Below are 24,327 nucleotides of genomic sequence, written 5' to 3' on the forward strand. Positions count from 1 at the left end.
TATACTTATGAAAAAAATAATAAACACCACAAAAGCACCTGCCCCTATAGGTCCTTATAACCAAGCAATTTTAAGTGGCAACACCCTTTATATTTCAGGTCAAATACCGCTAAATCCTGAAACAGGAAAGCTTGTAGAAGGAGACATAAAAAAAGAAACAAGGCAATCCATGGAGAACCTTAAAGTTATCTTGGAAGAAGCAGAAATGAATTTTGAAAACGTGGTTAAATCCTCAATTTTTTTGAGCGACATGAATCAGTTTACTCAGGTAAATGAAGTATATGCCACCTATTTTGAGGCTGAAACAGCTCCAGCTAGAGAAACAGTAGAAGTAGCCAATTTACCGAAGTTCGTAAACGTCGAAATTTCTATGATTGCCGTTAAGTAGTTCTTTGGTTTTTGTTTTAAAAAAAGCGAATTCCATATTTATCGCTCGTTGTAAAACAAACTTCTTTTTTAAATCTTCTAAAAACCCATGGTGCGCCGCTTCAAATAATTTGAAGATTTTACATGTTATCTCTATGAAATTCTACTAAACCTTCAATAGGACGTTGCCTAATAACACCTACTATAAGATCGTTACGTTTTAAAACGTTAATCAATTCTTCTTTCAGGTAATGGGCAATACTTCCCACAAAATTTATGGGAACTTTAGTAGCAAGCTCAAATTGCATCACATAATTATTGATAAATTGCTGAAAGCCTTTATCTATAACTCCTTTAGCATAAGGGTGATCTTTATTCTCGATTAAAAAACGGGCAAAAGTGGCTAAATACGTATTAGGATTAGGCTGCTTGTATAAATTTTCCTTAATAACATCGGCCTCTAAATCGTATTGTTTAGCAAATTTAATCCCTAAATCCTGAGGCATCTTATGAAAGTAATAGTCACGTATTAGCTTACGTCCAAAATAGTTTCCACTGCCATCATCCATTGGAATATACCCTAAGGAAGTTACTTTTTGGAATAATTGATGTCCATCATAATAACTACAATTAGACCCCGTTCCTAAAATACATACTATCCCCTGGTGACCAATTTTAACTGTTGCAAATATAGCGGCATAGGTATCTTCCTTTACTTCGGCTTTTGCATTTGGAAAGAAATCACTAAAGATGTCCCTAAGAAATTTTTTCATACGATCCGTTCCACAACCCGCACCATAAAAATAAAGATGAGATACGTTCTCTTTGTTTTTAGAAAGCTCGAAATTATTAGCCAAACGATCTTCGATTACTTCCCTAGTCAACACCTCTGGACTAAGCCCCAATGTTTGTGTTAAAAAAAGCTGTTCGCCTTTATCATCCAATGCTATCCAATCCGACTTTGTAGCTCCGCTATCCACAATTAAAATCATATCCTCGTCTATTTAAAAAAGAATCCTGAAAATAAGGAAAAAATGCCTCATTTTCAGGAAAACCTATATTAACATTAAGTGCACTACAGGGTATTTACATGTTGAATCAAATCAACCATTTTATTAGAGAAACCTGCTTCGTTATCATACCAAGAGATCAACTTAAAGAAACCAGAATTTAATTCGATACAAGCACCTGCATCAAAAATACTTGTTCTTGCGTCTCCAATGAAATCTTGAGATACCACTTTCTCTTCCGTATATCCTAACACTCCTTTTAATTCTCCTTCAGCAGCAGCCTTAAATGCCTTCTTAATCTCTTCCAAAGAAGTTTCTTTTTTAACTTTTACCGTTAAATCTACTACAGAAACATCTGCAGTTGGCACTCTAAATGCCATACCTGTAAGTTTTCCTTTTAATTCAGGAATTACTTTAGTTACCGCAACTGCTGCCCCTGTAGATGCCGGAATAATATTTAACATGGCACTCCTACCACCTCTCCAGTCTTTCTTAGAAGGACCATCAACAGTCATTTGTGTTGCCGTAGTTGCGTGTACCGTGGTCATTAAAGCCTCTTCAATACCAAAGTTATCGTTAACAACTTTAGCTAAAGGAGCTAAACAATTGGTAGTACAGGATGCATTAGAAACAATTAGGTCTGATGCCTTAACGTCTTTATGGTTTACACCAACAACAAACATAGGAGCGTCTTTAGAAGGTGCAGAAATAACTACTTTTTTAGCACCACCATCTATATGATATTGCGCTGTTTCAAGCGTGGTAAATATACCCGTACATTCTGCTACCGTTTCTGCACCAACAGCATCCCAATTAATATTCTTGGGATCTCTTTCTGCGGTAATTCTTACCGTTTTACCGTTTACTATTAAGTTACCATCTTTAACTTCAACGGTACCATCGAATTTTCCATGAACAGAATCGTACTTTAACAAATAAGCTAAATGTTCTACATCCAATAAATCGTTGATAGCCACTACATCTACATCGCCTCTTTTTACCGTTGTTCTAAAAACCAGTCTCCCGATTCTACCAAATCCGTTAATTCCTATTTTTAAGTTTGACATTTTCCTGTTTTTATAAATTAAAATTATGTTGTCATTATTTCTGACACCCTAATAAGTTCCTTATCTATTTTGGTGTGTCCTTTTATGGCTTTGTTAATTGGTGTTAATATGAGCTGATTATCTTGAACGCCGACCATTAAGCTTGTTTTACCCTCTAAAAGAGCCTCTACGGCCTTAACGCCCATTCTGCTAGCCAGCACCCTATCATAACAAGAAGGAGCACCTCCACGCTGCATATGACCTAACACAGAAACTCGCACATCATAAATCGGCAAATGTTCCTCAACGTATTCTTTAAGTTCAAAAACATTTTTACCAGATTTGTCGCCTTCCGCAACAATTACAATACTAGAAGATTTTCCGGACTGCTTGCTCCTCTTCAGTGATTCCAATAAACGATCTAATCCTAAATTCTCTTCCGGTATTAAGATTTCTTCTGCTCCTGCTCCTACGCCAGCATTTAAGGCAATATGACCAACATCCCTTCCCATTACTTCAACAAAGAATAATCGGTTATGAGAACTTGCGGTATCCCTTATCTTGTCTATCGCCTCAACAACTGTATTCAAAGCAGTATCAAAACCTAGGGTGAACGTGGTGCCAAAAATATCGTTATCAATGGTTCCGGGTATTCCTATGACCGGAAAGCCATATTCTTGATTGAATATCATTGCTCCGGTAAAGCTACCATCACCACCTATAACAACAAAAGCTTCTATACCCTCTTTGACCAACTGGTCGTACGCCTGTTTTCTACCTTCAGGAGTTCTAAAATCTTCGCAACGCGCTGATTTTAAAATGGTACCACCCTTATTAATAATGTTATTAACACTACGGGCGTCCATAGGCTTAAAATCTCCTTCTATCATACCCTGATAACCCCTATAAATTGCCACGCAATCTATCTTTAAATAGGCACAGGTTCTTACCACGGAGCGAATAGCCGCATTCATACCAGGAGAATCCCCACCAGAGGTCAACACTGCTATTTTCTTGATTTTTGTAGACATGAAAAAAATTAAGCCAACGAAATTACTAAAACTTATAGCAATAAAGAAATAGAATGGGCCTGCTTTTAAATCACCAACCAAAGAAAACGTTTTCGTTACCTTATTTTAACCCATAAATGAAGATTACTAACAATTTCATAACAAAAGACATCATTCTGTTACTTGAAATCTATTGAATGGATTTAGTCTTAGGCTTTGCATAAAAGTTAAGGAGACTATCTTTGCCCATGACCGTCGGAATTTGCAAACTATCTTGCGGGATTTCTGGCTTTTCAATCCTTTCCGGTTGCTCCTTTTTACGAAGTATTTTTCGAAAAAGCTCCTTAAAGCTATTGAAATCTACCTCATAGGAAAGTCCTGCTCCTTGCGTGGAACCTTGTTGATCTGGCAGGAACGTTTGTATTTCGCTTTGGCGGCTAAAAAATTTGGCGCTTAATGTCCCTTCTTCGTTCAACAACACTTGAATTTCAAAATCACCAGCAACTAATGTTTCACTAGAAGCGCCTACAGGAACCCCAACTTTTCCATTGAATAATACTCTGTCACTTATCTGGGTGGATACCGTAACCCCAATACGATCATCTGTTTCTATGGCTGCGTTTCTGTCTTGAAGTCCTTGTTCATAAGAGAGACCAAAGTTTAGTTTATCATCACCTCCTCCTAAAATGGAATTAAGTATACCGGAGGCACTTTGCACCAAATTACCTGTAATCGCCTGTTGATTAATTCCGCTTTGATCGTTTACAAAGGTGCCCTGCGCCAATAGAAAAATAGCATTTTTCTCCTCTACTGTTGGATCTTGAAGTCTATATTCCAATTCTGATTTAACAATAGAATTGGTGCCAGGGAAATCTATTCCAAATTCAATATTGGGGCTTTCCAATTCTTCTGTTAATTTGATAACGACATTTGTCGGAATTCTTCTGGTAAATCCTTGATCATCCAATAGGGGTGCAGGATTCGCATTTAAAGCGTATACCGCTTCCATGTTTAGGTTGGCCTCGAGTGGTTTTTGATCCCAATTTATGGTACCCCCAGGTTTTACCGTAAACTTTTTATCAATAATACCTCCAAATTTATAGTTGAACTCTCCCGTCACTACAACAAAATCACCATACATTTCAAACTTTCCGTTCGTATTGATCTGTATTAGGATAATCCCTTCTCCAGTACCTTTTAAGGAACTTCCCGTTTTGGTATCCGTAACTATTTCCACCTCGGCCTCAGGGGTAACATCTAGGTTAAATTCTAACTCTAACCCCTGATAATCCTTTAATTGTCGTTGCTCGGCAATTGTCTTTAAATCGTTCTTCTCAATAAAATTAATAAAAGAATAATCACCAACACTCGCCACATCGCTCAAAGGTATCTTTAAGGATGTTCCCCTTGCAGTTTCTCCATCTACATCTATGTTCAATGCGGTCGTTGGCCCATAAATACGACCTGTACCGTTCAAATAACCTGTGCCGTAGTATAAAACACCCTCTTCAAAATCTTTATCAAGAATAAGGAAACGATCATTATTCGTATCTACGTTAAGATTAAGCACCCAATTATCAAAATAACTATGGGAAATAGTACCATCTAGGGTCGCTTTTGTGTTCTTGGATACATCTTTTAACGCTATGTTTTCAAAATTAAAAGTCTGATTTTGCAGTCGTACCCGTGATCGCGGACCAAAACCGTAATCCACATTAAGATAAGGAATGGCAATACCGGCATCATCTAAGGTTAAAAGTCCGTTAAAATCAGGATTATCAACATCTCCTGTTATATTAACTCTACCGGACAAGGCGCCCCGAATCTTGTCTATTACCCCTTCTCCCAGCGGACTAAAAGGTTCTAAATTAAAATTATTGAAATTAGCTATCAAATTCGCTGTCGGCATTTTTTTCTTATTGTCCAGCTTGCCTACTACGGCAAACTTTTCAACCCCGTTATCCGAAAGTTGAGAGTTTACTTGAAACTCGGTTAAATCCCTATTACCCACAATACTGATGGCTAGGTCTCCTAAGTCCATATCATTGATGCCAAAGCCTTCGATATTTAGATTAGAAGATGGTAAATAAATACCGTCTTTTTGTAAAACATTTAGATTTCCGTTGACTTCCCCTTGCAATTTAAGACTGTCTATGACTGGGGTTATTTTGTTTAGGGAAACTATTTTAAACTGTAATTGCAAATCTTTATACGTAGAATCCGCCAATTGGCCTTTGAGTCGTATTTGTTCCCTTTGCTCATTATTCATTACTATTTCCTGAATCGTAATGCTATCCAAAGAGCGATTTAAAATAACCTTGTTTTTAGAATCACCGTCCTTATTCAAAACCCAGGTATTTCCTTTAAAACTGATATCCGAGGTCTTTAAGCCTATGACCGATTTATTCTCTTTATTGAAAGTATGGTAAAAATTAAGATTGTAGCTATCATCAAATTCACTTCCTCCCTTGAATTCTGACCTAAAGAACAATGTATCCTTAAGCGTGGTGTTGATAAGATTAAAATCCTTTAGATTATAATAAGGCGTATTTAAATCACTAACAGAAACATAGGTATTGAACAAAGGATTTTTATTATCGATCTTCACTTCAATATTATCAGCACTGTTTCCAAATGCCTCTATACTTGGGGACTCAAAATTGAGTTTAAAATCCCCTTCATCCGCCACTATTTTACCTTTTATAAAAGTGTTCGGATCAAACTTAACTTCCGGAAAAAAAACATCAACTATTTTATTGTAAATTTTAAAGTTGAAGGTTAAGTCCTGACCGTCTGATATCTGGAAAGGTCTATAGTTGGTGTAAATACTTCCTAAGGAATTTTGAACTAGTTTCCCGAGCTCCTTGACTTTAAAATCACCTTTCATATAACCAGTAATGATATCCGGAGAATTTATTTTAATAGTCCTTATGGAATCATTTTCAAAGGTAGAGGTTACGGCAAAATCATCAAAATAATAGGTGTCATTGGCGTTTTGATAATTGGTTTGACTAAAGTTTATATCCCCAACAATATTATCCAAAGAAGTGCCATTAATATCCATATCAACATTACCTTTAAATATGGAAACACTATCGTTTATAAAATTCAACTTTTTAAAATCAGCATAGGCAACAGCTGCTTTAAAATTGAAATTATTCCTTGTCTCACCAAAGTCCGCCAATCCCTTAAAATCAAACTTTATATTCTCATCGTTACTATTCAAAGAGCCATCGAACAACTGTTCTTTTAAGATACCGGAGACTTTCAAATCCTTATAATTGTATCGATTAAATTCAATGGAATATATCTGTCCGATAACTTCGGTGTTCAGTTTTTCTTTCACAAAACCTTTGCCCTCTACATTAAAATCCAGACTAGTTTTTCCTAGACTTTTACTGTCTACAAAATCACCTAGGTCAAAATCTATCAAAGAAACAAAACCCTTATAGGCAGCATTATCTATATTATTGAAATCTGTTATCACTATATCCGCATAGCTACTGCCAACAGCCGTATTAAGATTTACCTTTGCATTTATTGACGAGTCCGTTATCAGTGCATTTCCTCTTATCGTAAACTGTCCTAATTTGCTAAATGTGGAAGGCAAAGAATTACCGATTAAATTAGGTAACAAAGCATTAAGCTGATAGTAACTACTAGTTACATTCTTCATCTTAGCATCTAGCGTGAAGCCTTTCTGTTTATTGAATAAGTTCTTAAAATTAAAATCTCCCCGTATTCCCGTATTATCGGAAAATAAAAAAAGGTCGTCCGTATTTAAATCGTTGAGAACTCCGTTTATATTTGTCGTTAATGTGGCTATCTTCCCTTTACCAAATTCGTTGTAGATTAAATTAATCTCATCAAAAGCGACTACAGATTCCTGAAAATCCGCCTCCACGTTAACCTTATTTAGAAAATCTTTAAAATCTTCCCGGTTATAGTTAAATATTAAATTCCCATCAAGATTGGACAAAGGCGTTTTTATGTTCAAAGAATCAAAACGCATTTGTTGCTTGGTATACTTAAATTCTGTTTTTAAGTTCTCTACCTGAAGTCCCCTTTTACTGTAGAAAGACATCTTATCAATATCTGCGGAAACCTCAGGGCCAAGTATTTGAAAATTGTTTGCTTGTATGTTCAATTTCTTGAATAACAACACTTCGGCGTTCTCAAGATTATCATCGATATACTGGAATTTACTATGTTTTATAGCTACAAAAGAAGAAGAGAAGAAAAATGGCGGAGTTCCAGGAGCCCTAGGTTTACCATCGTCTAATTTATCTATAAATACTTCTAGATTGGTGTTACGATTACCGTAATAGTTTCTTAATTTAAAGTGCAGGTCATCTACGTTGATATCTCCAAACTCTAATTTTCCTTTGGCAAGATTACCAACGCTTAAAATTGATGTTTTAAGTTCATTAACGTAAAAAAGTGTATCCTTTTGATAATCCTCAATATACACACCCTTTAGTGCCGTATCCCACGTAATGAGGGATACCCTTAACTTCTCGATATTAATATTGGTGCCAAATTCTTTATTTATGGTAGTGGTAGCATAGTTTGCCAACTTGGTCTGCACCACTTCAAGGGAAAGCACAATAGTGCCTAAAACACATATCAATACCAGTACCAATAATGTCCGGATCAGTATTTTCCTTAGTTTTTTGATAGCGCTTTATGTTTTACCTTTATCATCCAATTTTTATTCCAAAAATGCCAGAAAGCAAAATTATTTATATTCTCGCCATTGAATCGTCTTGTGACGATACTTCGGCCGCAGTACTTCAGAACAATATTGTGCTCAGTAATGTGGTTGCCAATCAGAAGATACATGAGGAATATGGAGGCGTAGTTCCAGAGCTTGCATCGCGTGCACACCAACAAAATATAGTCCCCGTAGTAAATCAAGCGTTAGCTAAAGCAAATATCGATAAAAATCAGTTATCAGCCATAGCCTTTACCAGAGGTCCTGGTCTAATGGGTTCGCTTTTGGTGGGGACCTCTTTCGCGAAATCATTGGCATTGGGACTCAACATCCCCTTAATAGAAGTAAATCATATGCAGGCACATATTTTGGCTCATTTTATAAAAGAAGAGCCTATGTCCCCTCCAACTTTTCCATTTCTAGCATTAACCATTAGCGGAGGCCATACACAAATAGTGAAAGTGGCCGATTATTTTAAAATGGAAATCCTAGGACAAACCTTGGACGATGCTGTGGGAGAAGCATTTGATAAAAGTGCGAAGATATTAGGCCTGCCCTACCCCGGAGGTCCGCTAATAGATAAGTATGCAGCAAAGGGTAATCCCCTACGATTTGAATTTCCAAAACCAAAGGTAGACGGTGTAAATTTTAGTTTTAGCGGTTTAAAAACCAGTATTTTATATTTTATTCAAAGAAAGACCAAGGAAAACCCAAATTTCATCAAAGAAAACCTCGAGGACATTTGTGCTTCTATACAACACACTATAGTTGCCATATTAATGGGTAAACTAAAAAAAGCGGTCAAATTCACGGGAATTAAACAAGTAGCAATAGGAGGCGGTGTTTCCGCTAATTCCGGAATTAGAAAAGCTTTACAAGAAGCTGAATCCAATTTAGGATGGAAAACTTACAGTCCAAAATTTGAGTACTGCACGGATAATGCTGCTATGATAGGCATCGTTGGGTATCTCAAGTTTTTGAACAAAGACTTTTCAACGCAGGATGTTACTGCTAAAGCCAGATATATCATATAATTTTAAAAACGAATTATGCAATTGTTTTTTAATTCCGAATTAACAAAATCTACAACAAGTTTTGAGTTTGATGACTTGGAGAGTAAGCACATTATAAAAGTGCTGAGAAGAAAACGTGGCGATCAATTGCAAATTACAAATGGAAAGGGAGATTTCTTTGATGCAATTATAACTGATGACCACCTCAAAAAGTGCACTGTTTCCATAGTAAAAGTTTCGCATACTATCCCAAGAAGATATTGGTTACATATGGTCGTTGCGCCAACCAAAACCAATGAAAGGTTTGAATGGTTTTTAGAAAAGGCTACCGAAATTGGTGTAAATGAAATAACACCTATAATTTGCGATAGGTCCGAAAGGAAAATTGTTAAGATAGAACGTTTAAAAAAAGTGGTGCAAGCTGCCATGAAACAATCCTTTCAATCCTATTTACCAAAAGTTAACGAACCCGTTTTATTTAAAGAATTTTTAAAGCAGCCGAAGGAAGGCTTGCTTTTTGTGGCGCATTGCGAAGAAGATGTAGAAAAATATGAACTCAAAAGAAGGGTTGCCCCGGATAAACCGGTTACCATATTAATAGGACCTGAAGGAGATTTTAGTCCAGCCGAAATAAAACAGGCCGCTAATCATGGTTTTCTACCGGTTTCCATGGGTAGAAATAGATTACGTACCGAAACCGCAGGTATTGTGGCTTGTGCTACCGTAGCAATGATAAACAATGGTTAATTCATAACAGTCAATTTTGAAGCTCCCGTAATCTCAAGATTAGCATCTTGCACCAAAAGAAAGATTGAAACTTTATCCTTACTCGTCGCCAGAGCTGGAATAGATACAAATCCATCTCCCTTGCCAGTTGATAACGGAATTGATTTCTCCCCGACTACTATGTTAGAATTTTTTAGGCTTCTATTTCTATTTTCCCCTCTTTTTACGGTAGTAATACGCTCATTCAAAACAGTTACAATACGCAGTTTTTTCTCCTTCAAATCACCACTAATATCATAATTGAAAAGAAATTTATCATCCGTTCTTTTTCCTTGAAAATGTACAAGGTTTTTAAGTCCTAGCTTCTTATACGAATCTATTTTACTAATTATCTTAGCTCTGTGCGACCCTACCAGATGTTCCTTTCCATTTATGACCAGTTGAGGTGTGTAGTTACTTCTACTTCTGAACTTCACATTATAATTTCGTTGTTTTTGGGTATAATCACTAGAGCTAAAAGGATCTTCCCAACCAATGTAGTTCCAATAATCGACGTGGTACGAGAGCGCAAGCACGTTATCCGGATATAATTTTTGAACATCTTTTAAGAGTACATCTGCAGGTGGGCAACTAGAACATCCTTGAGAAGTAAATAGCTCAAGGACCACTAGACCATTGGCGGGCTCGGAAGTCATTACGTTATCATTTTGAATAACCGCATTGGAGATTTTATATTCCTTAAACGCCATTAACATTAACACTGCACTAAATAATACAGGAAGAATTAATTTTTTCATCACTAAAAATTTTAAAGCTTACATATTTTAAACCACTTGCCTAATTATCAACCCAACTTATGATTTGTTTCAAAGTGATTATATGTAAATTTGATAAAGGTTTATTCGTTTACATATGAAACAACTTACAGCCATTTTCTTTTTTTGGCTTTTATTTATGAATTCGGAGGGATACGCACAGGATATTGCAATTTTAAAATATCCCGGTGGCGGAGACTGGTATTCCAACCCTACCGCTTTACCCAATTTAATTAAGTTTTGTAATGCGAATATCGGAACACAAATAAATGAAAAACCAGGAACAGTAGAAGCTGATAACAGTTTGCTTTTCCAATATCCGCTCTTGCATATGACAGGGCACGGCAATGTCGTCTTCACCGATATAGAAATTGAAAACCTTAGACAGTATCTTTTAGGAGGTGGTTTTCTACATATAGATGACAACTACGGTATGAAGCCCTATGTAATTAAGGAAATTATTAGATTATTTCCGAATAAGTCCTTAGAGGAATTGGGCGCCGACCATCCCATATTTTCTCAAGAATTTAAATTCACGGAAGGGCTTCCTAAGATTCATGAGCATGATGGGAATAGGCCACAAGCTTTAGGTATTTTTCATGATAACCGACTTATTCTGTTGTTCACCGTTGAGTCGGATTTAGGTGATGGTTGGGAAGACCCGGCTGTCCATAACGATTCGGAAGAAACTAGAGCTAAAGCACTTAAAATGGGAGCTAATATTATCTCTTATGTTTTTAAAAGTTAAATCATGAAACCTAAAACTATTGCCAATGGCATATTAAGAGCAGTGGGTATTATCACTGGTATTTTACTGCTTTTATACTTCCTTTATATCATCCGCTCTGTACTAGCCTATTTGGCAATAGCTGCTGTAGTTGCGCTTATTGGAAGACCAATTGTTATTTTTTTAAGAAGAAAACTTAAGTTTCCTAACATTTTAGCCGTTATCCTTGCTATGTTAATTATGATAGGTGTCTTGGCAAGTATTGTAGCTTTATTTATACCGCTGATCTCCGAGCAAAGTAAAAATTTGTCGCTTTTAAACATAGACGAACTCCAATACAGCATCAATAAACTATACGGCCAAATAACCCAATATTTAGGCTTGTCTTCTGAGGTAGTGGAAGATGTTATTGAAGATGCAAAAATTGAAAAGAATATTCTAGAAGGTTTGGACCTTGGCTTTATACCGGATTTCTTAAATTCATTTTTAGATGTTCTTGGAACAGCAAGTATTGGTCTTTTTTCCGTTTTATTCATTTCTTTCTTCTTTCTTAAGGACAGTAAACTTTTTCAGAATGGTCTTTTAACATTTGTTCCTAAAACAAAAGAAGGTGGTACTATCAATTCAATTGATAAAATCAACAATTTACTTTCGCGATATTTTGTGGGATTACTGTTACAGATATTCATTTTGTTCATTATTTATACCATAGTCCTTTTAATAGTTGGTATTGAGAATGCTATTGTAATCGCTTTCCTGTGTGCCTTGTTCAATATTATCCCATACATAGGTCCTATTATAGGAGGCGTTATTATGATTATGCTAACCATGACCAGTAATCTTGGTTTCGATTTTAGCACTGTAATCCTTCCTAAGACGGGTTATGTGCTCATAGGGCTTGTCATTGGACAATTAGTAGATAACTTTTTCTCTCAGCCGCTAATTTTTTCTAATAGTGTCAAATCTCATCCATTAGAAATATTCTTAGTCATTATTATAGCTGGCTTGTTATTTGGTGTAGTTGGGATGATTGTTGCCGTTCCGGGATATACTGCTATCAAGGTAATTCTGAAGGAGTTTTTATCAGATAATAAAATAGTCAGGTCCATGACTCAGAATTTATAGCGCACTAGTGAATTTAAATTTACTCAAATCTGAAGTTCAGCAATACATTAAGGAGCATCTTACCAAAGATGTAACTAAAATAGTACTTAAAAAATCTCCCTTTCCGGGTTGTACATCACAGGAAATAGCTGCTCAAATAGAAGCAAAATCAGCAATCAAAAAAAAACTGCCAACTTGGTTCAATACGAAAGGAATCTATTTCGCCAACAAATTAAATCTATCCCAAACCTCTTCCGAGTCAACAGCAAATTACAAAGCTACTCTTGTTCAAGGTGAAACGCTATTGGATTTAACCGCAGGATTTGGTGTGGATAGTTTTGCTTTCAGTAAGAACATAAAGCAAATATGGCATTTAGAAAAGAATACGGCACTTTCTAAAATTGCAGAACATAATTTTAACATACTAAAGGTAACCAATATAAAAGTAATCCCAGAGAATGGCCTTGCTTTTCTAAGAACCAGTAATCTAGTTTTTGACTGTATTTATCTAGACCCATCTAGAAGAAACGAAGCTAAGAAGAAAGTTTTTTTTCTTTCTGATTGTGAACCAGATGTTACAGAACATCTAGAATTTCTTTTTACGAAATCCGATCATATTCTTATAAAGACAGGACCTTTATTAGACATTAAGGCAGGGTTAGGTCAATTAAGGTATGTAAAAACAATTCATGTTATAGCTTTAGATAATGAGGTAAAGGAAATTATCTGGGCCTTAGAAAAGGGGTTTTCGGGTAAACCCATCATCAAGACAGTTAATTTAGGTAAATATAAGAGCGACACCTTTACTTTTAAGCAACATGAAGAAAAAGAAGCTATAGCTGATTTTTCTCTACCGCTAAACTATCTATACGAACCTAACGCGGCCATACTAAAATCAGGTGCTTATAAATTAATCGGCAACCGTTTTGGTTTTCATAAAATTGGCCAACATTCTCATTTATACACTTCCAAAAATCTTAAGGACTTTCCAGGAAGAAGGTTCAAAATCCTAGAAATTTTAGCTTACAATAAAAATGTGCTAAAACAAATACGTGCTACAAAAGCCAATGTTACCGTCAGAAATTTTCCTGAATCCGTCTCATCGATAAGAAAAAGATTAAAACTGAAAGATGGTGGTGAAAACTATCTTTTTTTTACAAAGGATCTAAACAACAAGTCAGTCGTGATTCAGTGCGTTAAAGTGCCTAACATTAAGTCCAAATAAGGTATTAAAATATTAACATAATAATTTAACAAATAGTATAAAACTATAACGTTAGAGTAGCACAAACTACAACGTTATAGCAGTGCGCGACAGACCTATAAACAGTAACATTTTGCTTCTGAATTGTTAAAATACAAGGATTGACAAAATGATAATTTCTGTCTATTAAAATAACATAAAGCCTTAATACATAGGCTATAAAGTAATGATTCAGCAATAATTTAAGATATTTTCGTTATTATCTCTTCAAAAAAGTAGTGTATGAATATTAGGTTTATCACTTAATTTTGTTATCATTATGCTAAATTTTGTCTTTTTTTAACATTTTTGTGTGGTCAGCAAATGCTTAATAAAGTCAGAATTTTTTAAATTAATTTAAACTAACAAACAACAAAAGATTATGAATCAACAACATGATTACAAGTCGGTAAGATCCAAGAGAAGAGGCTTTCCTCTCAAAATGGGTCTATTATCGATGCTTGTTTGTCTCGGCGCTCAAATAGTGCAGGCAAACGAAACAACAACTTTTTTAGACGACACATTGAATATTTCAATGCAGTCTACAGTAACGGGAACGGTTACTGATGATACAGGTTCTCCTTTACCAGGAGCAAGTGTAGTGGTAAAAGGTACAACTAATGGTACGCAAACCGATTTTGATGGTAACTACACTTTAGACGTAGATGCTGATGCCACTTTGGTATTTAGCTACATTGGTTTTAAAAGTCAAGAAATTGCTGTAAGTGGTAATAGCGTTGTAAACGCAACTCTTTCAGAGGATGCCGCTGCACTAGACGAAGTAATTGTAACTGGTTATTCAACTCAAACTAGAGGAGATTTAACAGGTTCTGTTGCATCGGTAGATATTTCCGAAGCTACAAAGCAACCCCTTGTAAACGTTGCAGAGGCTTTGGAAGGTAGGGTAACAGGAGTAACTATTACCAATGCCGGTACTCCAGGTGGTAATCCCATTGTGCGTATTAGAGGTTTTGGTACGCCAAACAATAATAACCCTCTATATATAATTGATGGATTACAGACCACTGACCCTGGTATTCTGAATAACATTAACCCTGCCGATATTGCGCAGATGAATGTCCTGAAAGATGGTGCCGCATCTATTTACGGTGCAAGAGCCTCTAACGGTGTAATTATCGTTACAACGAAAAACGGTGCTTACAACCAAAACAAGCTATCTGTCAATGTTGAGATTTCTAGTGGTTTTGCGACAGTAGCAAATCTTCCAGAACAAGTAAATGCCCAACAACTGGGAGATGTTATTTTTGAAAGTAAACTTAACGATGCCATAAGAACTGGTGGAGATGTAAATGCTATAACACATCCACAGTATTTTCCTAATGGAGGTGCCCCAACTGTTCCATCACAATTGTTAGGTGTTTCACTTCAAGGAACTGGCGAAGCAGTTACCGCAAATGTGAGACCAGGCGGTACAAACTGGATAGATGAAATCTTTAGAGTTGCCCCGGCACAGAATTTTAGCGCTACTATATCTAATGGTAACGAAAGTGGAAAATACTCTTTTAGCGCGGGGTACCTTAATAGAGATGGTATTCAATTAAATACAGGCTTTAAAAGAGGGCAATTACGTTTCAATTCTGAGTATAAAATCGGAAATCGTTTGACTATTGGTGAACATGCCAACTTGTCTTTCAGTAACCAAAGAGTCGGCAATGTAACGGAATTAGCATTGCGTATTAGTCCGCTCGTACCTGTTAGAGATAGCGAAGGAAGGTTTGCGGGCACCTACGCTAACTCTAGGGGTCTTTCCAATGCGGAAAATCCTGTAGCAATACTAAATAGGGATGCAGATGATTTTAATAAGCAGACCCGAATTTTAGGAGATGTTTACGCTAACTTAGAATTGGCAGATGGTCTCAATCTAAAAACCGTAATTGGTGGGGACATTAGTTTAAACAATTTACGTGACTTTAGAGCTACCGATCCAGAATCTGCGGAACCAAGAGCTACAAATAATTTAAGGGAACGTAATGCTCAGTTTTATAATTGGACCTGGACTAATACCCTGAACTATGTAAAAACTTTTGGCAAACATAATGTAAATGCATTACTAGGTTACGAGGCCAACAGCGTTACAGGTAAGTCGCTCGAGGTATCAGCAACAGGTTTTCTATTTGAAACCCCAGATTTTTACCAATTAAGTAATGCATCCGGTGCGCCTATCGTTAACCCAGGTGAAACTTTCGACTTTGAAAATACCTTGTCTTCGATATTTGGATCGGCGAACTATTCGTATGATAACAAATATTTATTGACGGCTACAGTGCGTAGAGACCGATCTTCTAGATTTTTAGGGGATAACCAAAGTGGTGTTTTCCCTGCCTTCAGTGCCGGTTGGATTGTAAGTAACGAAGGTTTCTTCCCAGAGGATGGAATTCTGAATCGATTAAAACTGAAATTTTCTTGGGGTGCCTTAGGTAATCAGGAATTACCGGTAAGTAATCCTACGCAAAACATTTCTTCGCTGAACAATCAACAAGCGAACTTTGCATTTAATGGATCGGGAACAGCTGCAACCGGTGCTATACTTTCACAAGTGGGTAATCCTGATTTGACTTGGGAAACGAGTGAAACCTTGAACATAGGCGCGGAAATGGGATTCTTTGACAATGCCTTGACCATGTCAATTGAATATTTTAAACTGACCACCAATGACCTTATTGACCAAGATTTAACGATTATTGGAGATACGGCCATCGATGCCAATCCTCCTTTCGTGAATTTAGGTTCAGTAGAAAATACTGGTGTTGATTTTAGTATTGCGTACCAGAACCAAGCAAGTACAGACTTTAGTTACGGAGCGGCATTGAATATATCAACCTACAAGAATGAAGTTACTGAGTTAGCTAGTGGATTTAGACTAGGTAATGGGTTTAGAACGGGAATTTTTAACCGAACACAAGTAGGCCAACCATTAGCTTCTTTCTTCGGTAGAGTAGCGGATGGCATCTATCGTTCAGAAGCGGAAGTAGCTGCAGGACCAGATCAAGGTTTTCCAAATGACGCTGCCGGTGTAGGTCGTTTAAGATACCGTGATTTGAATGGTGATAATGTTATTAATGATGACGACAGGGATTTTATTGGAAATCCTCATCCTGATTTTACTTTGGGTCTTAATTTAAATGCAAATTATAAGAATTGGGATTTTAGCGCATTTTTCTCTGGTCAGGTAGGAAACGATATCTACAATTTCGATAGAATCTATACGGATTTCGGAACCTTTCCTGATGGTAGCAGAAGTACTAGAGTATTAAACTCTTTTAATCCTACAACAAATCCTAATGGTAATGCACCAGCCCTAAGCTTTGCTGTTTTGAACAGTGAGACAAATCCCAACTCCTTCTTTGTAGAAGATGGTTCTTTTGTACGTTTAAAAAACCTTTCTATTGGTTACAGCTTTCCAGATACTTTAACCGACAAGTGGGGAATAGACAACGTTAGATTATATGTAAATGCTACTAACTTATTTACTATTACTGGATATAATGGACTTGATCCAGAAATACGTCCAGGTAATGACAATAATGGTTTAACTATTGGTGTTGATAATAATACCTTTCCTTTGTCAAGAATATTCTTATTTGGAATTAATTTAAAATTGTAAAAAAAATGAAAAAGAAATTTATTTATGTTCTTGCCGCTTTTATAGGGTTGTATTCCTGCGGTGATGACTTTTCAGAGACCCCAGCAATTGGGGCATTAAGTGATGACGCTCTAGCGAATACCACTGGAGTAGACCTCTTACTAACAGGAGCTTATTCTGTTTTAGACGGACAACGTAACAACAGTCCTGGAAATCAATTTGGAGTAAGTGGAGATAACTGGTGGACCGATGTTATGTCCGATGATGCGCATAAAGGAAGTAATGACGCAGATCAGGAAGAACTGTTTCAAATGGAGACCAACGATATTAGAACTGGTAACGGTTATTTCAGGTCAAAATTTGCAGCTTTATATGCGGGTGTTAATCGCGCAAACGCGGCACTTAATGTAATACAGAATATTGACACAAGTAACCTATTGGAAGCCGATATTACAAAATTAGCACAACAAGAAGGTGAAGCTCGCTTTTTAAGGGGGCACTATTATTTTGAACTAACTAAAATTTATGGAAACGTTTCCATTATTTCGGTAGAAAATTTTCAAGAGTTAGCGTTTAATCAACCAAATACGGGGCCTGCTTGGGATCAAATAGAGGCGGACTTTCAATTCGCAGTTGATAATTTACCCGCTACCAGAGCTGACCAGTCAGACGCTGGAAGGCCAACCGCAGTTGTAGCTAAAGCTTTCTTAGGCAAAGCATTATTGTATCAACAAGACTTTGGTCCTGCATTAACATTACTGAACGAGGTAATCAATAGCGGTGAGTTTTCTTTGGCTCCAGAATTTTTAGATAATTTTAATTCTGCCGGTGAAAACGGTCCTGAGTCTGTCTTTGCAATTCAATTTGCTGCCGATGATGGCTTCTCTTTTAATGGTAATATAGGAAGTACACTTAACTTTCCAGGCGGTGGTCCATTTGGGTCTTGCTGTGGTTTTTACCAACCGACTATTGATTTAGCTAACGCCTTTCAAGTAGACGCTGATGGTTTACCATTTTTAGATATAGCTGATGTTCCAATTTTTAAGAATGATTATAATATTCAGTCCGATGAAGCTTTTGAGCCTGACACTACAACTCCTGTAGATCCTAGATTGGACTATACGATAGGAAGAAGAGGTATAGATTATAACGGTTTTGGCGAACATGTTGGAAAAGAATGGATACGTGCAGCACCAATTGCTGATATCTCCGGTCCTTACCTTCCTAAAAAGAGTGTGTACCAAGAGAGTGAAATTGGTGTAAGTCGTGGTCAAGGAGACTGGGGTCAAGAACGTTCTGGAATCAACTACAATATCATGCGTTATGCTGATGTACTTCTTATGGCTGCAGAAGCTGCGGTTGAAACAGGTGACTTGGCTACGGCCTTGAATTACGTTAACCAAGTAAGAAATAGAGCTGCTAATACTTCTGTAGTGCAAGCTGTGGACGGAAGCGGTCCCGCTGCCAACTACGTGGTAGGTCTTTACCCTTCTTTTCCAGATGCGGATTTTGCAAGACAAGCAGTACGTTACGAACGTAGAATTGAATTGGGTATGGAAGGTCACAGACTTTTCGACCTAAGAAGATGGGGAGTTACCACAACAGTTTTACCTCAGTATTACATCAATGAAACTAGGGTTATCGAAAATTTCGGACCTAAGGTTTTACCTTATCAAGCAACGTTTGATCTGATACCTATTCCAGTAGATGCTATTGACTTAAGTCAAGGCGTTCTTACTCAGAATCCAGGGTATTAAGTTGTAATAATAGTTAGCAATTTCATAGTAAGGACAGTGCATTTTAGAATGCACTGTCCTTTTTTTATACATTATTATTTTTCAAAAAAGATGCTGTGTTTTCCTCCATTAATTATTTTTCTTTTAACTGGGTTTGGCATACTTTTATGAATCAGCATTTGAATAAAGGTTTAAAACCTCCACGAATGTTTTCAGGTAAAAAAATACGCAGTATCCCATGTCCAAAATTAATATCGTTCTCCTGTTTTTATTAGCACTAATCATTATCTCCTGTAATCATCAAGAAGAGAAATTATTCACAAAGATTCCCTCTAACGAAACCAATATTCACTTTAATAATAGAATCATAGAAAGTGATAGTTTCAATATTCTTAATAGCGAGTATATTTTTAACGGCGGCGGCGTGGGAATAGGAGACTTTAATAATGACGGTAAACCGGACGTCTTTTTTAGCGGTAATCAAGTAGAGAATCAACTTTATTTAAACCAAGGAGACTTCTCTTTTAAAAATGTATCCGAAAAAGCAAACATCAAAGCTAAAGATCGCTGGAACACGGGTATTGCTGTAACGGACGTGAATTTAGACGGTTTTTTGGACATCTATGTATGTTCTGCTATGCTCCCTTCGGATGATGAACGCAAAAATCTTCTTTTTGTTAATCAAGGTTTAGATGACGATGGAGTACCGACATTTAAAGAAATGGCTGAGACATATGGTGTAGCTGGTGAGGAAAACAGCATGGGGGCCACATTTTTCGATTACGATAAAGATGGCCTTTTAGATTTATACGTTTTGAACAACGTTGATATACACCTACTTCCCGCTAACTACCGAAAAAAAATAACTGATGGGTCCGCAGATAGTAATGATCGTCTGTACAAAAATAATGGTGATGGTACTTTTAAGGACGTAAGTATGGAAGCTGGTATAAAAATAGAGGGCTACGGTCTTGGTCTAGCGATAGCCGATATCAATTACGACGGTTGGCCAGATATTTATGTTAGCAATGATTATCTGAGTAATGATTTGATGTACATCAATAATAAAGATGGGTCTTTTACAAATCAAATTGCCAAAAAGATAAAGCATCAAAGCAAGTTCTCTATGGGTAACGATATCTCGGATTTTAATAATGATGGTTATGTAGATATCATTACCTTGGATATGTTGGGAGAAACGAATCAAAGAACCAAAACAACAATTCCTAATACCAAATACGCCAACTACATATTTAACGAAAAGTTTAATTACGAATATCAATATACACGTAACATGCTGCAAAAAGGAAATGGTCCAGACATTCCTTTTAGCGAAATAGGTCTCATGGCGGGAGTTGCAAGAACAGATTGGAGCTGGTCTCCCCTATTTGCGGATATGGATAATGATGGTTATAAAGACCTTCTAATTACAAACGGATTCCCAAGGGATATAACAGATTTAGACTTTGGAGATTTCAAATTTAATGTAAGCCGTTATCTCAAAGAAAGTCAAATTCTAGATTCTATACCTCAGATAAAAATACCCAACTATGCGTATCGCAATACGGGTGATGGTCCAAGTTTCATGGACGTAAGTAAGGACTGGGGTCTAGATACCCCATCATTCTCTAACGGGGCGGCTATAGTAGATTTGGATAACGATGGCGACCTAGACTACATCGTCAACAATATTAATGATGAAGCATTTATTTATAGAAACAATAGCAATGAAGCTAAAGGAGAAAAAAATGACTTTATAAATATCGTATTATCGGGTCCTGAAAAAAATCCATCAGGAATTGGGTCAAAATTAGTTGTTCGATTTAAAGATGGTACATTCATGTATCAAGAACATTATTTAGGAAGAGGTTATATGTCAACGATACAAGATGGTATCCATTTAGGTCTTGGTAAGAAAAAGGAAATTACTTCATTAGAGATTTTATGGCCCGATGGAAAATACCAGAAATTATATAATCCCGGTAAGAACTCATCACTTACCATTAATCACACCTCGTCCATTTCAATAGCGACCGAACTATTAATATTTCCATTGGTCCCTAAAAAAGCAACACCATACTTTACCGATATAACAACTGAGGTAGGCATTGACTTTGTACACCAAGAGGAGGATATAGTAGATTATAGCGTGCAACGAATATTACCACATAAACTTACACAAAATGGGCCCTGTATGGTCACAGGAGATGTAAACAATGATGGCTTGGAAGATTTTATTGTAGGTAGTTCCGCAGGCTATGCGCCAACCATATTCTTTCAGAATAAAAATGGAGAATTTAAAGAAAAGCCACTATTTTCAACAGAAGACCTTTTAAAGTATGAGCAAGAAGGTATGGCATTGTTTGATCTTGAAAATGACGGTGACCTAGATTTATATCTAGTTTCAGGAAGTAACGAATTTATGGTTAAGGATGATGAATATTATACGGATATCCTGCTCCTTAACGACGGAAAAGGAAACTTTACAGTAGCATCAAATTTTCACCCAGAAATCAAAGGCAGTGGCTCAGTGGTTAAAGCAGCAGATTTTGATAATGATGGATTTACAGATTTATTTATTGGAGGCCGTACGCCATTCGCAAAATACCCATTACCGGAAAAGAGCTATTTGTTGAAGAACGATCAAGGAAACTTGACTGATGTTACAGACACGGTAGTACCAGAGTTTAAAGGACTAGGTATGGTTACCGATGCTATTTGGGAAGATATTACAAACGATGGGTTAGAGGATTTAATTGTTATCGGTGAGTTTATGCCCATCACCATTTTTCAAAATAACAAAACGAGCCTTACTAAGTTACAGCATACAGGATTAGAGGAATTATTGGGCTGGTGGGAAACTATTGAAGGTGAAGATTTTGATAATGATGGAGATATCGATTTTATAGTTGGGAATATAGGTTCTAACAATCAATACCAGCCTTCTCCAGAACGTCCCGTAAATCTGATTGCAAAAGATTTTGACAATAACGGTAATATCGACCCCATACTATTCGCTCATAGTCGTAGAGATTTCAATGACAATAGCTATGAATCTTTCCCGGTAAACTTTTGGGGAGACCTTTATGGCCAAAGTACCCTTTTTCGTTCAAGATTCAATTCTTATAAGAGTTATTCAAAGGCTAATCTACAAACGTTACTTACCAAGGAGGAATTAAACGAAGCCCTTACTTTGACTGGAAATTATGATAAAAGTATTTATATCGAAAATTTAGGAGAAGGTAATTTTTCGCACAAAAGTTTACCCTGGCAAGCACAAGTAGCCCCTGTAAATGGCATAGCTATAGCCGATTATGATTTAGATGGATATCTAGATGTACTTCTAGTAGGAAACGACTATGGCAACGAAACTTTTATTGGACGTTACGATGCTCATAACGGTTTATTCTTAAAGGGGGATAGCCAAGGAGGTTTTGAAGCAATAGCGAATAAAGAAAGTGGTTTTCTAGTTCCTGGAGATGCCAAGAACATTACTTTGGTAAAAAGTGCAAAGGGTACCAAACCATATATAATAACCACCCAAAATAGAAATAAACTCCTTGTTTTTCGGAAAAAATAGACTTCACTATTCACATTGAAAGCAACTATCAATTTTAAGAGATTACAAATTCTAAAAGTATTAAGAATGACGGGGTTTATTTTTTCAAAAAACAACTATTGTTATTACCTTTTCCTTTTTATCCTTTTTGGTTCGTGCACTCCTAATAAGAAAAAAAGAGCAGCCCAATTATATACCACACATTGTGCTAGTTGTCATGTATTACCGAATATAGAAGACTTACCAAAGAATATTTGGGAGACGGGTGTTTTACCTGAAATGGCCGCGAGAATGGGTATCATATACGATGGTAACGACCCTTATATAAATCTTACTTTTAAAGAGCAAGAGGCACGGATGATATCGGGCATCTACCCAGCAAAGCCGATAATTCCCGTTGAAGATTGGAACGACTTAAAAGACTATATCCTCTCCTTAGCACCAGATTCATTACTACATCCTGAAGCGGTAAAAGCTCCAAAAGAGCTTACACAGTTCCGTCCTACTGAGGTGAAATTAGATGCCAGAAAAGGAACCTTTATCACTTTCTTAGAATATAATAATGATGATAAAAGCATTATTACGGCAGATTTAAATGGAGTAGTAAAAAAATTGAGTATACCATCAGATAGCGTCCATCAGATATTTCAAACTGAACAAGCTGTAACTTCATATATTGAAACAAATAGATTTTCATACACCACTAGCGTGGGATATCTAAATCCGTCGGAAATAGCCAGGGGCTATCTACGAATAGCGAATAAAAGTATAAATCATCGCTTACCCTTTACTTTACATAGACCAGTACACACTTTGGTAGAAGACCTAAATGGAGATGGAACCGAAGAGTTAGTTATTTGTGAATTTGGACATTTAACGGGAGGATTATCCCTTTTTGTAGAGCAGGACAGTTTAAATTTTACAAGAGAGCTGCTTTTGAACGCCCCAGGAACTACCCGAACAATAGCTAGGGATATGAATGGAGATGAAAAATTAGACTTGGTGGTGCTAAGTTCACAAGGAAGGGAAAATATAACTATACTTTATCAAGAAGATAATCTTACGTTCGTTCCCGAAACTGTTATCCGATTTAATCCAGTTTACGGCTCAAGTTGGTTTGAGCTTATTGATTTTGATGGTGATGGCGACGACGACATACTAACAGTTCATGGAGATAATGCCGATAAAAGTTATGTTCAAAAACCCTATCATGGATTGCGGATTCACCTCAACGATGGTAAAAATAAGTTTACGGAACAGTTTTTTTATCCGCTGAACGGAGCTACCAGATTAGTATCTAATGATTTTGATAATGATGGTGATATAGATATAGCCCTATTAGCTACTTTTCCGGATTATGAAAATAAGCCCAAATCCAGCTTTGTTTATCTAGAAAACCTAGATGCCAAAACATTCCAGTTTCAAGACTTTACTTTTGAGGATGCAAATAAAGGGCGATGGTTACTCATGGATTCAGGTGATATTGACAAAGACGGTGATGAAGATATTATACTGAGCGCCTTTACGTATGGCTTTACGCCAGTTCCCGAATACTTGGCCGATATTTGGGATGATAGCGATACGGATATCATGATATTAGAAAACAATTTATATCAAAATTGATTCTTTATCCCATTGTTAACTCTAAAGAAGG

General features: G+C 36.6%; 15 protein-coding genes. 10 read left to right on the forward strand and 5 right to left on the reverse strand.

Annotation, left to right across the window (positions count from 1 at the left end; translation table 11 throughout):
• Positions 1-7: 7 nt before the first annotated feature.
• Positions 8-388: a RidA family protein gene (locus tag SJY09_RS06660; protein WP_396638180.1), complete on the forward strand. Its 381-nt coding sequence runs from the start codon at positions 8-10 to the stop codon at positions 386-388.
• Between the two features lie 118 nt (positions 389-506).
• Here the strand turns inward: SJY09_RS06660 and SJY09_RS06665 are convergent, their stop codons facing one another.
• From SJY09_RS06665 to SJY09_RS06680, 4 genes are all read right to left on the reverse strand, one after another.
• Positions 507-1,358 (reverse strand): N-acetylglucosamine kinase, encoded by an 852-nt coding sequence (locus SJY09_RS06665; RefSeq protein ID WP_396638181.1) that lies wholly within the window; start codon positions 1,356-1,358, stop codon positions 507-509.
• Positions 1,359-1,441: 83 nt separating this feature from the next.
• Positions 1,442-2,443, reverse strand: coding sequence for a type I glyceraldehyde-3-phosphate dehydrogenase (gap, locus tag SJY09_RS06670; protein WP_396638182.1), 1,002 nt, complete (start codon positions 2,441-2,443; stop codon positions 1,442-1,444).
• A 23-nt stretch (positions 2,444-2,466) separates the two neighbouring features.
• A complete protein-coding gene (gene pfkA, locus SJY09_RS06675) occupies positions 2,467-3,453 on the reverse strand; it encodes a 6-phosphofructokinase (RefSeq protein ID WP_396638183.1) in 987 nt (328 codons plus the stop codon).
• Positions 3,454-3,622: 169 nt separating this feature from the next.
• Positions 3,623-8,074 (reverse strand): translocation/assembly module TamB domain-containing protein, encoded by a 4,452-nt coding sequence (locus SJY09_RS06680; RefSeq protein ID WP_396638184.1) that lies wholly within the window; start codon positions 8,072-8,074, stop codon positions 3,623-3,625.
• Positions 8,075-8,154: 80 nt separating this feature from the next.
• Between SJY09_RS06680 and tsaD the strand changes: the two genes are divergently transcribed.
• The gene (gene tsaD / locus SJY09_RS06685; RefSeq protein ID WP_396638185.1) at positions 8,155-9,180 is read left to right on the forward strand and encodes a tRNA (adenosine(37)-N6)-threonylcarbamoyltransferase complex transferase subunit TsaD; all 1,026 of its coding nucleotides are present in this window, start codon (positions 8,155-8,157) and stop codon (positions 9,178-9,180) included.
• A 15-nt stretch (positions 9,181-9,195) separates the two neighbouring features.
• Positions 9,196-9,906 (forward strand): 16S rRNA (uracil(1498)-N(3))-methyltransferase, encoded by a 711-nt coding sequence (locus SJY09_RS06690; protein WP_396638186.1) that lies wholly within the window; start codon positions 9,196-9,198, stop codon positions 9,904-9,906.
• Here the strand turns inward: SJY09_RS06690 and SJY09_RS06695 are convergent.
• Positions 9,903-10,682: a DUF1223 domain-containing protein gene (locus tag SJY09_RS06695; protein ID WP_396638187.1), complete on the reverse strand. Its 780-nt coding sequence runs from the start codon at positions 10,680-10,682 to the stop codon at positions 9,903-9,905. The two genes, SJY09_RS06690 and SJY09_RS06695, sit on opposite strands and share 4 nt — an antisense overlap.
• A gap of 115 nt (positions 10,683-10,797) precedes the next feature.
• Between SJY09_RS06695 and SJY09_RS06700 the strand changes: the two genes are divergently transcribed.
• The 7 genes from SJY09_RS06700 to SJY09_RS06730 all read left to right on the forward strand — a co-directional run bounded on the left by SJY09_RS06700 (position 10,798) and on the right by SJY09_RS06730 (position 24,296).
• The gene (locus SJY09_RS06700; protein ID WP_396638188.1) at positions 10,798-11,448 is read left to right on the forward strand and encodes a DUF4159 domain-containing protein; all 651 of its coding nucleotides are present in this window, start codon (positions 10,798-10,800) and stop codon (positions 11,446-11,448) included.
• Between the two features lie 3 nt (positions 11,449-11,451).
• The gene (locus SJY09_RS06705; protein ID WP_396638189.1) at positions 11,452-12,552 is read left to right on the forward strand and encodes an AI-2E family transporter; all 1,101 of its coding nucleotides are present in this window, start codon (positions 11,452-11,454) and stop codon (positions 12,550-12,552) included.
• Positions 12,553-12,559: 7 nt separating this feature from the next.
• Positions 12,560-13,756, forward strand: a complete 1,197-nt coding sequence (locus SJY09_RS06710) for a class I SAM-dependent methyltransferase (RefSeq protein ID WP_396638190.1) — start codon at positions 12,560-12,562, stop codon at positions 13,754-13,756.
• Positions 13,757-14,156: 400 nt separating this feature from the next.
• The gene (locus SJY09_RS06715) at positions 14,157-17,399 is read left to right on the forward strand and encodes a SusC/RagA family TonB-linked outer membrane protein (RefSeq protein WP_396638191.1); all 3,243 of its coding nucleotides are present in this window, start codon (positions 14,157-14,159) and stop codon (positions 17,397-17,399) included.
• Between the two features lie 5 nt (positions 17,400-17,404).
• Entirely contained in the window at positions 17,405-19,135 is a 1,731-nt protein-coding gene (locus tag SJY09_RS06720; RefSeq protein ID WP_396638192.1) for a RagB/SusD family nutrient uptake outer membrane protein, read from the forward strand.
• A gap of 217 nt (positions 19,136-19,352) precedes the next feature.
• The gene (locus SJY09_RS06725; RefSeq protein ID WP_396638193.1) at positions 19,353-22,694 is read left to right on the forward strand and encodes a VCBS repeat-containing protein; all 3,342 of its coding nucleotides are present in this window, start codon (positions 19,353-19,355) and stop codon (positions 22,692-22,694) included.
• Positions 22,695-22,760: 66 nt separating this feature from the next.
• Positions 22,761-24,296 (forward strand): FG-GAP-like repeat-containing protein, encoded by a 1,536-nt coding sequence (locus SJY09_RS06730; RefSeq protein ID WP_396638194.1) that lies wholly within the window; start codon positions 22,761-22,763, stop codon positions 24,294-24,296.
• Positions 24,297-24,327: the final 31 nt, after the last annotated feature.

It is taken from the genome of Maribacter sp. R77961, from assembly GCF_044594925.1.
In the GTDB taxonomy this organism is placed as follows: Bacteria; Bacteroidota; Bacteroidia; order Flavobacteriales; family Flavobacteriaceae; genus Maribacter.

What these genes read in the sequence shown, in the direction of transcription:
- SJY09_RS06660 (WP_396638180.1), top strand. Translation starts at nt 8, where the DNA reads ATGAAAAAAATAATAAACACCACAAAAGCACCTGCCCCTATAGGTCCT.
- SJY09_RS06665 (WP_396638181.1), bottom strand. Translation starts at nt 1,358, where the DNA reads ATGATTTTAATTGTGGATAGCGGAGCTACAAAGTCGGATTGGATAGCA.
- gap (WP_396638182.1), bottom strand. Translation starts at nt 2,443, where the DNA reads ATGTCAAACTTAAAAATAGGAATTAACGGATTTGGTAGAATCGGGAGA.
- pfkA (WP_396638183.1), bottom strand. Translation starts at nt 3,453, where the DNA reads ATGTCTACAAAAATCAAGAAAATAGCAGTGTTGACCTCTGGTGGGGAT.
- tsaD (WP_396638185.1), top strand. Translation starts at nt 8,155, where the DNA reads ATGCCAGAAAGCAAAATTATTTATATTCTCGCCATTGAATCGTCTTGT.
- SJY09_RS06690 (WP_396638186.1), top strand. Translation starts at nt 9,196, where the DNA reads ATGCAATTGTTTTTTAATTCCGAATTAACAAAATCTACAACAAGTTTT.
- SJY09_RS06695 (WP_396638187.1), bottom strand. Translation starts at nt 10,682, where the DNA reads ATGAAAAAATTAATTCTTCCTGTATTATTTAGTGCAGTGTTAATGTTA.
- SJY09_RS06700 (WP_396638188.1), top strand. Translation starts at nt 10,798, where the DNA reads ATGAAACAACTTACAGCCATTTTCTTTTTTTGGCTTTTATTTATGAAT.
- SJY09_RS06705 (WP_396638189.1), top strand. Translation starts at nt 11,452, where the DNA reads ATGAAACCTAAAACTATTGCCAATGGCATATTAAGAGCAGTGGGTATT.
- SJY09_RS06715 (WP_396638191.1), top strand. Translation starts at nt 14,157, where the DNA reads ATGAATCAACAACATGATTACAAGTCGGTAAGATCCAAGAGAAGAGGC.
- SJY09_RS06720 (WP_396638192.1), top strand. Translation starts at nt 17,405, where the DNA reads ATGAAAAAGAAATTTATTTATGTTCTTGCCGCTTTTATAGGGTTGTAT.
- SJY09_RS06725 (WP_396638193.1), top strand. Translation starts at nt 19,353, where the DNA reads ATGTCCAAAATTAATATCGTTCTCCTGTTTTTATTAGCACTAATCATT.
- SJY09_RS06730 (WP_396638194.1), top strand. Translation starts at nt 22,761, where the DNA reads ATGACGGGGTTTATTTTTTCAAAAAACAACTATTGTTATTACCTTTTC.